The organism is Paenibacillus sp. FSL W8-0187 (assembly GCF_037969755.1).
In the GTDB taxonomy this organism is placed as follows: Bacteria; Bacillota; Bacilli; order Paenibacillales; family Paenibacillaceae; genus Paenibacillus_AQ.
Window position 1 is genome coordinate 1,479,076 of sequence record NZ_CP150206.1, and the last position, 13,892, is coordinate 1,492,967.

At 52.7% G+C, this 13,892-nt stretch carries 9 protein-coding genes; 7 read left to right on the forward strand and 2 right to left on the reverse strand.

Annotation, left to right across the window (positions count from 1 at the left end):
• Complete coding sequence (locus MKY48_RS06430) at window positions 1-2,622, reverse strand: LuxR C-terminal-related transcriptional regulator (RefSeq protein WP_339292549.1); 2,622 nt, start codon at window positions 2,620-2,622, stop codon at window positions 1-3.
• A 191-nt stretch (window positions 2,623-2,813) separates the two neighbouring features.
• Between MKY48_RS06430 and MKY48_RS06435 the strand changes: the two genes are divergently transcribed.
• From MKY48_RS06435 to MKY48_RS06465, 7 genes are all read left to right on the forward strand, one after another.
• Window positions 2,814-6,677: an S-layer homology domain-containing protein gene (locus tag MKY48_RS06435; RefSeq protein WP_339292550.1), complete on the forward strand. Its 3,864-nt coding sequence runs from the start codon at window positions 2,814-2,816 to the stop codon at window positions 6,675-6,677.
• A 361-nt stretch (window positions 6,678-7,038) separates the two neighbouring features.
• The gene (locus MKY48_RS06440) at window positions 7,039-8,082 is read left to right on the forward strand and encodes a BMP family protein (protein ID WP_339270974.1); all 1,044 of its coding nucleotides are present in this window, start codon (window positions 7,039-7,041) and stop codon (window positions 8,080-8,082) included.
• A gap of 69 nt (window positions 8,083-8,151) precedes the next feature.
• Window positions 8,152-9,645 (forward strand): ABC transporter ATP-binding protein, encoded by a 1,494-nt coding sequence (locus MKY48_RS06445; RefSeq protein ID WP_339270975.1) that lies wholly within the window; start codon window positions 8,152-8,154, stop codon window positions 9,643-9,645.
• On the forward strand, window positions 9,645-10,712 hold the full coding sequence (locus tag MKY48_RS06450; RefSeq protein WP_076322825.1) for an ABC transporter permease: 1,068 nt from the start codon (window positions 9,645-9,647) through the stop codon (window positions 10,710-10,712). The genes MKY48_RS06445 and MKY48_RS06450 overlap by 1 nt, the downstream gene beginning before the upstream one ends.
• On the forward strand, window positions 10,696-11,619 hold the full coding sequence (locus tag MKY48_RS06455; RefSeq protein ID WP_098742272.1) for an ABC transporter permease: 924 nt from the start codon (window positions 10,696-10,698) through the stop codon (window positions 11,617-11,619). The genes MKY48_RS06450 and MKY48_RS06455 overlap by 17 nt, the downstream gene beginning before the upstream one ends.
• A gap of 92 nt (window positions 11,620-11,711) precedes the next feature.
• Window positions 11,712-12,386 (forward strand): sulfite oxidase-like oxidoreductase, encoded by a 675-nt coding sequence (locus MKY48_RS06460; RefSeq protein WP_076322827.1) that lies wholly within the window; start codon window positions 11,712-11,714, stop codon window positions 12,384-12,386.
• A gap of 1 nt (window position 12,387) precedes the next feature.
• Complete coding sequence (locus tag MKY48_RS06465) at window positions 12,388-13,119, forward strand: nucleoside phosphorylase (protein ID WP_339273406.1); 732 nt, start codon at window positions 12,388-12,390, stop codon at window positions 13,117-13,119.
• Between the two features lie 124 nt (window positions 13,120-13,243).
• Here the strand turns inward: MKY48_RS06465 and MKY48_RS06470 are convergent, their stop codons facing one another.
• On the reverse strand, window positions 13,244-13,714 hold the full coding sequence (locus tag MKY48_RS06470; RefSeq protein ID WP_339270978.1) for a DinB family protein: 471 nt from the start codon (window positions 13,712-13,714) through the stop codon (window positions 13,244-13,246).
• Window positions 13,715-13,892 lie beyond the last annotated feature (178 nt).

Genomic DNA, 13,892 nt, shown 5'->3' on the forward strand with positions numbered 1-13,892 from the left:
TCAATCCTCTAGCAGGTTTAATGACTGGGCTTTAACCAGAGCCTGCGTGCGGGTAGTCACGCCGAGCTTGCCATACAGCCTGGATAAATATACCCGGACTGTTCCTTCGGACAGGCCAAGTGCAGCGGCCATCTGTTTATTGGCGGCACCTTGCCGGATCAGATGCAGGAGATTCATTTCATTCCGATTCAGCTGTTCCGGGAGAACAGACGGGGATAGCTTGGCGGATGAAGGGTCCGCTTGGGGATAATCCGGAAAATGCTCCAACAGGATGCGTACATATTCAAGCAGCTGATGCTGCTCCGGCTGTAAGCCGCTTTCTTGTCCTTGGTGGTTTGCATACAGCTTCAGTAGCTGGTACATCTCCTCTCCTTCGTCCAGGAAGGAACGGACATAACCGTTCTGTGCTCCAATACGCAATGCGTCGCCAAGGAGATGAAGGGACTGCTTTCGTTGACCACGCTGGTATTCCAGCAGCGCTTGCAGGCCTGTGATCTCGATGATGCTGGATCGTTGCTGTTCGCGCTCGGCTTGGGGTTTTAACAGCTCCAGGAGGTGAAGCGCCTCGGCTTCCCTGCGCTGTTTGCCTAACAGGCGAACGAACGCCAGATATTCGGTTTCCCGGCTATAGGTTGGTCGGTCCTTGACGGAAATCGGGAGGCCGGCCGCTTCCTTGCGGGCTTCGGTTATACGCCCTTCCCGAATATAGAGCATACATCGTATAGCCTTTAATGGAGCAAGCCATGGGCTCGCTTTCCTGCCGAGGACAGCGGTCCATGCTTCATCCAGAGCATAATGGGCCAGATGAAACTTGCCCTCCGCAGCGTACAGCTTGGCTTCGGTTATATGAAGCGGCACGAACAAACCCATGGTTTCTTTGGCGGGGGGCGCATTTCGAATCTGTACCAGCAGTTGACGGCATTCGGTAAGCCGATTCCATTCATAATACCCCTCGCACAAGGATTGCTTTACATATAAATTCATGAGCGAATGCGCCCATCCATGGGATTCCAGCACGCCGGTAAACAGATGTGCGATCTTCTCCGTATCAGCGGAGAGAGCTCCCTTCATGCCAAGCGGTGTACGTCTTACGTAAGGCTCCTGACGGTTGTAATCGAATTGATAGTAGATCGGATTGTCGGGCATAGCGTTGTCGAGGATGCCTTCACTAAAAGCAAACCATTTGCCGAAGTCCCCGTTCAGAAAAACAAGATTGGAACGCACGAACAGGAGGCTGCTTCGGAGCTGCTCCCGTCGATCTGATGACGCGAGTGCGGCGCACGTTTCTTCAATCTGGGAGAGCATGCGCTCAGACCGCTCCAGATCCCCTGCCAGAACCATGATAAAGGCATGCGCTAATGACATTTCAAGTCTCATCGAGAATGGGGATGGGATGCGGTCAAACCATTCTAGCAAGGTAGCAATTTCCCCCCGTTCAAGCACGGTTTGCATATGCTGCTCCAGCAAGTTCACGGCCCCCTCAATGTCCTGCGCTGCGAACATATGGTCAATGGCCTCATCCATAGAACCGGCAGAAGCGTAATATTGCCCGGCAAGCCGATGACGCTTCGTATACTCCCCGTTATCTTCACGTAGCAGGAGGTCCAGCAGAAACTGCGAGAACAGATGATGATAGCGATAGCAGGTATGATGTTCATCCAGTGGAACCAGAAACAGATTCAGCTTCTGCAGCTCCTCCAGCATCGGGCGGCTGTCGCTGAGATCGGTTACAGCATCGCACACCTGTGGATGAAGCTCCGATAGGACTGCGGTCTGCAGCAGAAAAGTGAACACCTCGGAAGATAGCCTGCCTATCACCTCCTGGAACAGATATTTTGAGATCAGAAGTTGATTTCCCTTCATATCTTCGACGAATGGCTCCAGATCGCGGCCGTTTCGCAGGGAAAGCGAAGCAAGCTGGAGCCCGGTTATCCAGCCTTCCGTTCGATTAAGCAATGCATCCAGTTGCATCGGAGTTAGACGGGGCTGACTGCTATCTGATTCATGCCGGAAAAAGCGCTCGGTTTCATCAGAGGTGAATTCCAGCTGCTTCATTCCGATATGGTTGACCTCATGGTTAACCATCCCTTTCATCGTGGGGAATGGGAGCTCGGTTCGGGAGGAGATGAATAGATGAATAGGCTCAGGGAGGTAATCAATCAAGTAGGAAATCCCCGCGTGGATTGCATGATAGTGAATGCTATGCAGGTCCTCGAGAATGAGATTGAGGGGTTCATGCTCCTCGTATAATTCACTGATCAGCGTATCCAGAAAGCTTTCAATCGAGGCGCTTGGCAGCAGATGCGTATGGTTCATAAGCCGATCTCCTTGCAGTTCTGGAAGAACCGAAGCCAAGGCGGCTGTTACGTATCGCCAAAAGCGGACGGGATCGTTATCCCGTTCATCCAGCGACACCCAGGCGCATCGCTCGTTGGCTCCATGGGCCCACTGGGCCAGCAGCGTCGATTTGCCGTATCCGGCAGGGGCAATAATGGTAGTTAGTTGTCCATTGTGGCCTGCTGTCATCGCATGAATAAGCCGATCCCGGTGAATGAGATGCTTTTTTAACCCGGGAAGGCTTATTTTCATTTTCAGAATAGGTGAATCAGTCAGTAATTTCATAGATACCCTCGCTATATACGAACGTTATTTTTACGAAATTTGAGTCAAGATAACTAGATTATATGAAAAAAATGATGAAAAGTTAACGTTTGTCAATCGTTTCCCTTCCATTTATTTGATAGCATCCATAGTACCGCGGTCCCGACCGGGATTGTGGTTTATAAGCGCTGATGAAATGAGGGAGGAGATTTATGTTAAGGCGTTCAGGGAAAATCCTGCTATGTATAGCTTTGCTGTTGATGCAGATGGATTGGGTATTTGGATACCGGCAAGCCTTCGCAGCCACCGCGATTGCACCGAAGCTTGTGGCCGGTTATTATCATACCGTTTCGCTTGCAAGCAGCGGCGAAGTTTACTCATGGGGGTTTGGAGACAGGGGGCAGCTAGGTGCCGGCATCTGGAGTGCCCGGGTCACTCCCGTTATGGCGAAGGGTTTGAATCATGTCATTGACATTCATTCCGGCGTCCGCAGCTCGATGGCGCTCCGTCAGGACGGAACGGTATGGACGTGGGGGGCGAACGAGAACGGACAATTGGGAATTGGAACGACAACGAATGTGAACGCTCCCGTACAAGTTGCAGGTTTAAGCGGGATTAGGGCCATATCAGGCGGATTGGGCTATCACGGCATGGCGCTTTCCGAGAACGGCACCGTATGGACTTGGGGGAAAAACGACAACGGCGAGCTGGGCAATGGAACGACGATACAACAAAACACCCCGGTTCTCGTGACCGGTCTAAGCGATGTGAAGGCTATTGCGGCTGGAGGATATTACAGTCTTGCCTTGAAATCCGACGGTACCATATGGGCCTGGGGCGTGAACGGAGACGGGGAACTCGGCGATGGAACGAGGATGGATCGATACATGCCGGTACAGGTGGCGGGGCTGACAGACGTCGTTGCCATTGCCGCCGGAGGGTCTCATAGTTTGGCGGTTAAACAAGACGGCACCGTCTGGGCATGGGGAAAAAACACATACGGCATGCTTGGGGACGGCACGAGAACAAACCGAACGACACCGGTGCAGGTTAGAAACCTGGAGCACATTGTTGCGGTTGCAGGCGGAGGATACCACAGCCTAGCAGTAGACCAAGCAGGGAACGTATGGAGCTGGGGGGAAAATAGTCAGAAGCAGCTTGGCCTGCCGAATGCTTACAGCCTCATTCCAGCCCCTGTGCCGGGGATCAAGCATGTACGCGAAATTTCCGCCGGCGGCTTTCATAGCGTGGCGATGAAGAAGGATGGGACCGTCTGGGGATGGGGCTTGAATTCCGGAGGGCAAATCGGAGACGGAACGATAAACACGAGGGAAATACCTACCCTGTCGAAGGCCGTGCTGGATACCACGTCCCCGGATACAGGAAGTGGGGTCTTGAATCCGTACAGCATTACCGCGGACTCCGTTGAATTGGAGTGGCCTAAGGCCCGGGACAATATGACGGAGCAGCACGACCTGCAGTATCTTTTATATTCGTCTGGCAGCCCGAATATCGGGGACGTAAGTCAAATGGAGAGGTACGGAAAGCCGATCGGTAGCTACACGGCGGATCAAACCGCACTTGTGGTAAACGGACTGGCGGAAGGCACGGATTATTATTTTAATGTCATCGCCAAAGATGCCGTCGGCAGGAAAAGCGCATACCGCATGCTGAAAGTGACAACGAAATGGCCGCAAATCTACTCGTTAATCTATGATGGCAACGGAAATACGACGGGGAATGTTCCGGCAAGCAGTGGTTTGTTTGCCAGAGGCGACGAAACGGTTGTGGCGGGTAATACGGGCCAACTGGGCAAGTATGGGTATACCTTCGTCGGCTGGAATACGGAAGCCGATGGAAGCGGGATCGATTATCCGGCTGGAGGCAAGCTTATATTTGGTACGCAGGATGTCACGCTGTATGCCAAATGGAGTGCGAACCCGGCACCAACCGAACTTACGGCGGTATCGTATACGCCGGCTCATCAGTCTGTCGGCGTTGAAAGTGATGCGACCCTGCAGGTTGTCTTCAATGAAGACGTGACGGCTGTGTCCGGTAAATCGATTACGATTAGGCAAGCTTCGGATCAGCGTGTTGTGGAGACCATCGATGCCGCCGATGCAGGTAAGGTCTCGGTTCTCGGGAACGCGGTGACCCTAAACCCGTTGACTGCTTTCGACTATGGAAAGACCTATTATGTCGAGATCGAATCGGGGGCTTTTACCGGTAACCATTCGGGTACTTATTTTGCCGGAATTCAAGGCGGGGATACCTGGAGCTTTACGGTCAGGGAGCCTGCGGCCCCGGCGTATGATGCCACCTTGCAAGCATTGGCGCTGATCTCACCTGGAGCGGAAGTGGGTCTGAGCCCTGAATTCGATAGATATCATTATGATTACAAGGCACAGGTAGCCAATGAAACGGATCGCCTTACGGTGACTGCCCAGGTGTATGACGCTCGTGTGCAGGTAACGGTCAGCGTGTATGGGGAAGCCGGGGATTTGGAAGTGGGGCCGATCGATATTTTCTCCGGTCAGGAGAGCCCGGAACTCCCGGTTTCCGTCGGTAACCATATAATCGAGGTCGTTGTGACGGCGCCGGAAGGCCAGCACCTGAAATATAGAGTGATGGTGACAAGAGCGTCGTCAACCGGAGGCGGAGGTGTAACGCCTGAAGAACCGGGAGGAGGTTTATCTCCTGGAGGTACTGGCTCCGGCTCAGGATACGCAAATTCAGGTTCATCAGGCAGTGCCACGCCAGCAGAGAATAGAGTGAATGTCAGAGTTACGCTAAACGATGAATCTCAGGAAGGGATGGTTACAGGCTTGTTCCATGAGACAGATGGACGTACCGTCGTTTCGATGAAGCTGGATACGGCAAAGCTGGAAGCCCGTTTAAAGACCGTGGACTACAATCCGGTCATCGTCATTGCGCTTGCACAGCCTGCGGATCATGTCTACCTGGAAATAAGCGGTGCTGCAATTGACCTTCTTGATACTAAGCAGGGCGCCATTGAAATCCGATCCGTTCTCGGTACCTTCCATGTCCCTGCTGCCGTGATGGCATCATCGCGCTGGCAGAAGTCGGGAAGTTTGGATAAGTCGATAGCGGCGGATCAAATGTTGGTGACTCTGACGATGGCTGCCAGCGATGCAGCTAAGGCAAAGGCTGTACAGAAGGCGGCGCTGCAATCCGGCATAACCCTTATCGGTTTGCCTGTCGATTTTGAAATTACAGCTAAAGTTCAGGACATATCCCTGCAATTAGATCCGTTTCCACAGTATGTGGAGCAGCGGATTTCATGGTCACATGGAGTGTCAGGCCATATTACTACAGCTGCCCGGGTGGATGAGAATGGAGATTTCCATCATATTCCGACGCGAATAGAGATGAAGAAAGATGGAAGCAGCGAGGCCGTTCTGCATCGCCTCACCGCCGGAACCGTTGCTCTCATATCTCATCAAGCGAGCGTTGCCGATGTTTCGTTTCATTGGTCCAAGGATGCCGCGAACGATCTGGCTTCGCGATTGATCCTCGATGGAAACGGCCGAGTGAAGGAGCCCACAAACCCAGGTGCGAATCAGCCCGAGAGGACCCGTTTCGCTCCGGACGCTCATGTGAATCGTGCGGAGTTTGCTGCCATGATCGTCAGGGCACTCGGTTTGCACGAGGTGAAGGGAGAAGTTCCTGCTTTTCAGGATGTCAGCGCAGGCGACTGGTATAGCGGCGTCATTGCACAAGCCGTACAGTATGAGCTTCTTCAGGGGTATGAGGACGGCCGTTTTCGGCCAACTCAAGGGATTACGCGCCAAGAGGCCATAGTGGTTATGGGTAGAGTGATGAAACTGGCAGGTATAACAACTACAGTGAATGAGATGGAATCAACTGGTATCCTTTCATCTTTTCAAGACCTCCAAGAGCTGTCCGCTTGGGCCAAACCGGCTGCTGCCGCGCTTGTGCAGCAAGGAATAGTCCATGGAGCCGACGCAGGGCTTAAGCCGCTGCAGAAGCTGTCCCGCGGCGAGGCGGCCGTCATGCTGCAGCGGTTATTGAAGGCAGCAGAGCTGATCGATTGATTCAGCGGGATTAACTAGGTCGGATCTTAGAACATTTCATATATTTGCAGGGGATGCCTTTAGGCATCCCTTTCTGCGTGAATGAAAAGGAAAAGTAGCATATAAGCTGCCAACAATTTGAAATTAATGCGTTTTCATGCTGATCTCGGCAGAAAACGCTTGCTCAAATGTTGGCAATTTCCGAACATTATCGACATTTTGATAAGGTAATGTTCTGTGATATCGGCAGTTTTCCGCCAAATATTTGCTAAAAAACACATTAAACTACATAAAACGCTAAAATTTTTGTTTTGACATCTGCTTGTCTATACCATAGGATAATAGTATAAAAAGTGCTCACTTAGGAGGATAAGGTCAGGAAATGAAAAAGACATGGTCAATTCTATTAACACTCGTATTATCCGTTGGATTGCTTGCAGGTTGCGGCAATAGCGATAAGTCTACTGACACTGGTGCAGCTAATGGCGGTTCAGAAGGATCTCAAGATAAGAAACGCATTGCACTTGTTCTCCCTGAGAAGATCGGCGTGAATCCTTTCTTTGCATTGATGGACGAAGGATTGCAGAAGGCTGCTGCCGATTTCAATGTCGAAGTGAAAACGATTGAATCGACAGACCCGGCCTCGATTGAGCAAAACCTGCGTACGGCGGTTGCTGAAAAATATGATTTGATTATCACATCCACCTTCCAAATGGAAGATGCATTGAAGAAGGTTGCACCGGAGAATCCGGACGTGCCTTTTGCCATTATCGATACGGTAGTGGATTTGCCGAATGTCCGCAGCGTCGTATTCCGTGAACATGAAGCAGCTTACCTGCTTGGTGCAGCAGCTGGATTGGCTACGAAGACCAACAAGGTTGGCAACGTGGTTGCAGACGACATTCCGATTATGCATAAATATATGACCGGCTTTGCAGAAGGTGCAAAATCGGTAAACCCTAACGTTGAAATTTTCGTTAACTACGTCGGCGGTTTCACAGATCCGGCTAAAGCGAAGGAACTCGCACTCCTGCAGAACTCTAAAGGTGCCGATTTCGTTGCAGGCCTTTCCGCTGTTGGTGATTTGGGCGTATTCGAAGCCGCGAAAGAGAAAGGCTTCTATGCTTCAGGACAAGATACGGATAACACGGGCACGGATCCCGAGCACGTTGTGCTTGCTCAATTGAAAGGTACAGACGCTGTTGTCTACGAAACGGTTAAAGACTTTGCAGAAGACAAATACTCATTCGATATTCGTGATTATGGTCTGAAAGAAGGCGGCGTGGGTCTTACTTACGTAACCCATGAGAGCAAAACACCGCTTAACCCATTTATTGGACAAGACATCGTAGATCAGCTTAAGGTGATTTCCGACGATATTATCGCCGGAAAGATTAAAGTAACCAACGCATTGGAACAAAATTAGTTCTCACCTGGACCGGCTGCCCATGAGCAGTCGGTCTTTCATTCAGAAGCGAAAGGAAGGCATGACTCGATGCTACTCCAGATGGACAATATTACGAAAAAGTATGGCGAGTTTAGCGCAAACCGCGGCATTGATTTTTCGCTGCGTGCGGGTGAAGTTCATGCGATCGTCGGGGAGAATGGTGCAGGCAAAACAACGCTGATGCGGATATTGTACGGGATGGAGCAGCCAACCTCGGGTACGATTCGGCTGAATGGCAAGGAAGTTTCGTTTGCAAGCCCGGAGGGCGCGATTCAGGGCGGCATCGGTATGGTGCACCAGCACTTCATGCTGTTTCCTACGTTTACAATCGCTGAGAATATCGTGATCGGCAATGAACCGGGATCAGGTGCCAGGTTTGACCGCAAGCAAGCCGTGAAGATTGTTGAGGGGCTTTGTGATCAATACGGAATGAAGGTGGATCCCCGCGCAATCGTAAGCAGCAGCGCGCCTGGCGTGCAGCAGCGAGTTGAAATCTTGAAGGTGCTGTATCAGGGCGCCGAAATCATTATATTGGATGAGCCAACTGGCGTGCTGACGCCGCTCGAGGTGCAGGAGCTCCTGGATGCCATTAAACAGCTCTCCAAACAGGGAAAGAGCTTTATTCTGATAAGTCATAAATTGAACGAGGTTCTTGACGTGGCCGATCGCATCACGGTGCTCCGTGACGGTGCCGTCACGGGCGTGGTGGAGAAGGGAAATACCGATGCCCATCAGCTTTCCCGTCTCATGGTCGGCCGCGAACTGATAGAACTAGATCGCAAGCCGATCACGCCGGGTGAGAAGGTGCTGGAAGTATCAGACGTTTCGATCCGCGGAACGAAAGGAAAGCCGGTTCTGGACGAAGTGAATGTTGAAGTCCGTGCGGGCGAAGTTGTCGGGATTGCCGGTATTTCCGGCAACGGGCAGTCCGAGCTGCTTCAGGTAATTTCCGGTCTGGCTCAGCCGGACAGCGGCCGGATTGCCGTTTCGGGCAAGGACGTAACCGGCATGTCGACAAGGGAGATACGGGAGCACGGATTAGCCCATATTCCGGAGGATCGCTATGTATGGGGTGCTAATCGAACGGCAACCGTGATGGATACCGGGCTTATGGGGCACCACCGCCGCTTGCAGAAGGGCGGCTTCCTTAATCTGAAGGACATTCGTTCGTTAGTTTCCGGATGGGTTCAGAAGTTCTCGATCAAGACGGGCTCCCTGGAGACCAGCACGCAATATTTATCCGGCGGCAATCTGCAGAAGCTGATCGTCGCACGGGAACTGGAACAGGGAACCCCGTTCCTGATCGCTGCCGAACCGACGCGGGGCGTCGACATCGGAGCCATGGAGACGATCCACGGCGAGCTGCTTAAGCGGCGTGAAGAGGGGACGGGAATTCTGTTGGTATCCTCGGAATTAACAGAAATTTTGAAGCTGTCCGACCGGGTTCTGGTTATGTTTGAAGGCCGGATCGCGGGCGAGCTGTCGGCGAAGGAAGCGACAGAAGAGAAGTTGGGACTGCTGATGGCGGGAGGAGCCTTGTAATGAATAAATGGACAAAATTTACGCTTCCGCTGCTCCAGCCGATTGCCGCCATCATTGTTGGGCTGCTTGCCGGAGCCATCGCGATCATGATTGCCGGCGGCGATATCCTGCAGACTTACGCGGAGATGTGGAAGGGTGCCTTCGGCGGCATGTATTTCTTTACGAATACGCTGTCCCGGGCGACCCCGATTATTCTGATTGGTCTGGGCGCGGCGTTTGCATTCCGCGCAGGTTTCTTTAACCTTGGTGCCGAAGGTCAGATGGTGTTTGGCGCGCTTTCTGCCGCATTGGTCGGATTGTACATGCCGGGCCCGGGCTGGCTGGTGTGTATCGTTGCCATTCTTGCCGGTGTGATCGCAGGCGGATTATGGTCGGTGATGGCCGGATATTTTGATGCCCGGTTTCGGGTTAACCTGCTGATCTCCACGCTGCTGCTGAACTATGTGGCCGTGTTGTTTGCGGGTTATCTGGTCGCCTATCCGCTGAAGGACCGCTCGGGTTCAGCTGCGATGGCGCAATCTGAAATGCTCGATAACAGCGTCTGGCTGCCGAAGCTAATCTCCGGTATGCCGCTGCATGTAGGCTTTGTGCTCGCGGTGCTGGCCGCGTTGATTATATTTGTACTGTTGAAGCGCTCCGTGATCGGTTACGAGGTACGGATGCTTGGCGGCAATCCGCTGTTTGCCCTGTTTGGCGGCGTTAAGCGCGGACCGATGATGCTTGGCGCCATGTTCTTCAGCGGCGGCTTGGCCGGTCTTGGTGGCGCCGTTGAAATTCTGGGCTCTCAGTATCGCTATATTGATGGTGCATTATCTACGGCCGACTATGCCTGGACGGGCATTATGGCTGCATTGTTGGCAGGATCGCATCCGATCGGCACGCTGATTGCCTCGATCTTTTTGGCCGCGCTGCAGACAGGCGGTATGGGCGTGGAACGGAATACGGAAGTGCCGCTTGAGGTAGGAGCGATTATCCAAGCCGTGCTGATTCTGTTTATCTCCGCCCGATTCACTTACAGCTTCCTGAAGCGCAGAAAGGGGAACAAATCCGATGGAACAGCTGTTTGATCTTGCCTTAATCAACTCGGCCCTCCGGGTGCTCACTCCGATCTTGCTTGCGGCCCTCGGCGGTGCCCTGTGTTCGCGCGTCGGACTGTTCAACGTCGGTTTGGAAGGCTTTATGCTGCTTGGGGCTTTTTCCGCCGTGGTGGGGAACCACTTCTTCGGCAACGTCTTTTATGCGATTTTGTTCGCGATTGTGATCGTTTCGATATTCTCTTTTATATTTGCTTATCTCAGCATCAATCTGCAGGCGAACGTCATCGTGGTCGGTATCGCGATGAATGCGTTGGCGGCTGGATTGACCACATTTAGTTTACGGGCTATTTTTGATGTAAAAGGTGCATTTTATGACAATACGATGGTTGGGCTGCCGAAATGGAACATTCCGATTATCGAGGATATTCCGGTGATCGGTCCGATACTGGCGGGTTTGACGCCGCTTGTCTATCTGTCGTTTTTGATTGCGGGCCTCATGTGGTATTATTTCTATCGCACGAAGAGCGGCTTCCGGTTCCTGGCTGCCGGTGAGAATCCGCTCGCTGCCAAAAGCGTAGGAATCCGTGTAAGACGGTATCAGTATGGAGCCGTGCTGGCGAGCGGTGTGTTGTGTGCCCTTGCCGGTGCGCAGCTGTCGCTTGGCCAGGTGACGATGTTTACGGAAGGCATGACGGCTGGACGCGGCTTTATTGCGCTCGTAGCTACAATGCTGGGCCAATCGGGTCCGCTTGGAGTAACGGCCGCAAGCCTGCTGTTTGGCTTTATGGATGCGCTCAGCATAAGGTTCCAGGGACTGGCGCTGCCTACGCATTTCACGCAGATGCTGCCTTATGTCGTCACGATTCTGGCGATGTTCTTCTTTAAGGACAAAAGCTTCCAGCAGGATGCACTGAAGCAGGGCTCAAGCTCCAGATAGGTGCGCATGCTGCGCCGTGACAACAAGAGAATTCGCCATCTTAGACGATCAGCGGATGCGAAAGCCGACAAAGCGTAAAGGAGATGAACTTGGTGCACAAAAAAGCAGAGCGATTGAAAAAAATGAAGCCGGTGGCGGTGGGCAACCTGACCGAGGAGCAGCGTGCCAAGCTGCCGCCGGGGCAGACGCTGACCGAGAAATTCCCTATTTTGCACGAAGGGGAGGTTCCTCATTACGACATGTCGGAGTGGACGCTCAAGGTATTCGGCGAAGTCGAAGAGGAGCGGACGTTTTCTTATGAAGATATCATGGGGCTGCCAACGGTGACCGTGAATACCGATATTCACTGTGTCACCCGCTGGTCCAAATTCGATACGGTTTGGGAGGGAGTCCTGTTCCGGGATTTCCTGGCGGGGCTGAAGATCAAGCCGGATGCCAAATACGTCATGTTTCATGCCGATCCGGATTATGATACGAATGTACCTATCGAGGATCTGCTCAAGGACGATGTGCTGCTGGCCTATCGCTTTAACGGCGAGCCGCTGACGGACAAGCATGGCTGGCCGCTGCGCACGGTTGTGCCGCATCGCTACTTCTGGAAGAGCGCCAAATGGCTGCGCGGCATTGAGTTTATGAAGGAAGACCGCCCAGGCTTCTGGGAACGCAACGGTTTCCACAATGAAGCGGACCCGTTCAAGGAAGAACGGTTTAGCGGCGAGGCACTGGATATACCTGAAGACGAATGGACACATAAGGAGTTTGACTAATATGTTGATGCCTATTTTGCAAGTGAACTCAGAGGATATACCTGAATTTGTGATTGTCTGCGGCGATCCGAAGCGTGCGGAGACCATTTCCCGCAAGCTTACAAACGCGCGCGAACTCGCGTTCAGCCGGGAATACCGCACCTTCGTGGGGACGTATGAAGGCGTCGAGCTTGCGGTAACCAGCCACGGCGTTGGTTGTCCGGGAGCTGCGGTTTGTTTCGAGGAGCTGATCCGCGCGGGGGCGAAGACCCTGATTCGCGTGGGCACGGCCGGATCGTATCGGGCGGATACCCCTGCGGGAAGCCTTGTTGTCAGCACGGCGGCGATCCGTACGGATGGCCTGACGAAACAGCTGGTGCCAGACGGCTTTCCGGCAGTTGCGGACAGCCAGGTAGCGGAAGCGCTGTACGAATCCGCCCTTGCGATCGGTGAGGGCGTGGTGCGTAAGGGGATTACTGTAACCCTGGACGTGTTCTTTAACGGCGTTGAAGAAGTACCGCACCAAAAGTACAAAGCAGCGGGAGCGCTTGGCGTAGAGATGGAAATTGCGGCGCTGTACGTCGTTGCGTCGATCCGCGGCGTTCGCGCCGGTGCGATTGTAGCAATGGACGGCTTTGCCGACGCTGATCTCGCGGCCGAGTACGACCCGAACACGAATGTGGTCGCCGACGCGGTGGAACGCGAGATTAACACGGCCTTGCAGGCTGTGGTGAAACTGGCGAAGCAGGGTTAGTAAGGGCAAGCAAGCCGGATTACCTGAGAGCAAGCTGCAGGAAATCCGGCTTTTTTGTTTTGAGTATGATGAATCTGGGGGGAGCATTAGAGATTTGCAGCAGCAACTCCAGCAGTACCTATCGTTACCGCTTTGGCGGCTGGACCGTGAAGAAGGGAACCTTTTCGATTCCGACAGCCCGCACGTAAGTGAATAATTGCCCTTTATGGTGGATTTCGTGATCGACCATGTTGCCCAGCCACACTTTTCCTGGGACAACGAACCCGTTAAAGTCCAGCGGCTGCTCCAGCAGGAAGTCGGACAATTCATTAAAAACCGCCGTAGACGATTCGGTCGAAGCCTGCACGATATTTCGAATGTCATCGATGGTTTCGTACTTGGTGGAAATCGAAGGCGGAGAGAACGAGCCTTTTGCAATGGAGCGCAGGAACATATCCGAGGACGCCGCAATATGAACAGCTAATGCACCCAAGGTATAGGCGTTCTCCCACGGTTTATAATCCAAATGCTCGCTCTTTACGTCCTGCAGCAGTTGCAACAAGACCGTACGGTGTCTATGCCATCGTTCGAATTGCTGTTGACCTTCATGACTCATGATTCTTCCTCCTTGATCGATTGCAGAATAAAGTGTTTAAATATACGCCCGCCTTATACACGGTTCATAAAACAGTTCGATAAGTAATAGCGGATTCCTTCCCGATCGCAAGTTATAGCCAGATGTTGTATTTGATCATTTTGGAAAAAGCAGTTGCAAAAAGAAAGGAGGCCGTATA

Bases quoted from the DNA above. Each gene is read 5' to 3' on its own strand.
- MKY48_RS06450 (WP_076322825.1), top strand. From the start codon at position 9,645: ATGAATAAATGGACAAAATTTACGCTTCCGCTGCTCCAGCCGATTGCC.
- MKY48_RS06440 (WP_339270974.1), top strand. From the start codon at position 7,039: ATGAAAAAGACATGGTCAATTCTATTAACACTCGTATTATCCGTTGGA.
- MKY48_RS06430 (WP_339292549.1), bottom strand. From the start codon at position 2,622: ATGAAATTACTGACTGATTCACCTATTCTGAAAATGAAAATAAGCCTT.
- MKY48_RS06465 (WP_339273406.1), top strand. From the start codon at position 12,388: ATGTTGATGCCTATTTTGCAAGTGAACTCAGAGGATATACCTGAATTT.
- MKY48_RS06445 (WP_339270975.1), top strand. From the start codon at position 8,152: ATGCTACTCCAGATGGACAATATTACGAAAAAGTATGGCGAGTTTAGC.
- MKY48_RS06455 (WP_098742272.1), top strand. From the start codon at position 10,696: ATGGAACAGCTGTTTGATCTTGCCTTAATCAACTCGGCCCTCCGGGTG.
- MKY48_RS06435 (WP_339292550.1), top strand. From the start codon at position 2,814: ATGTTAAGGCGTTCAGGGAAAATCCTGCTATGTATAGCTTTGCTGTTG.
- MKY48_RS06470 (WP_339270978.1), bottom strand. From the start codon at position 13,714: ATGAGTCATGAAGGTCAACAGCAATTCGAACGATGGCATAGACACCGT.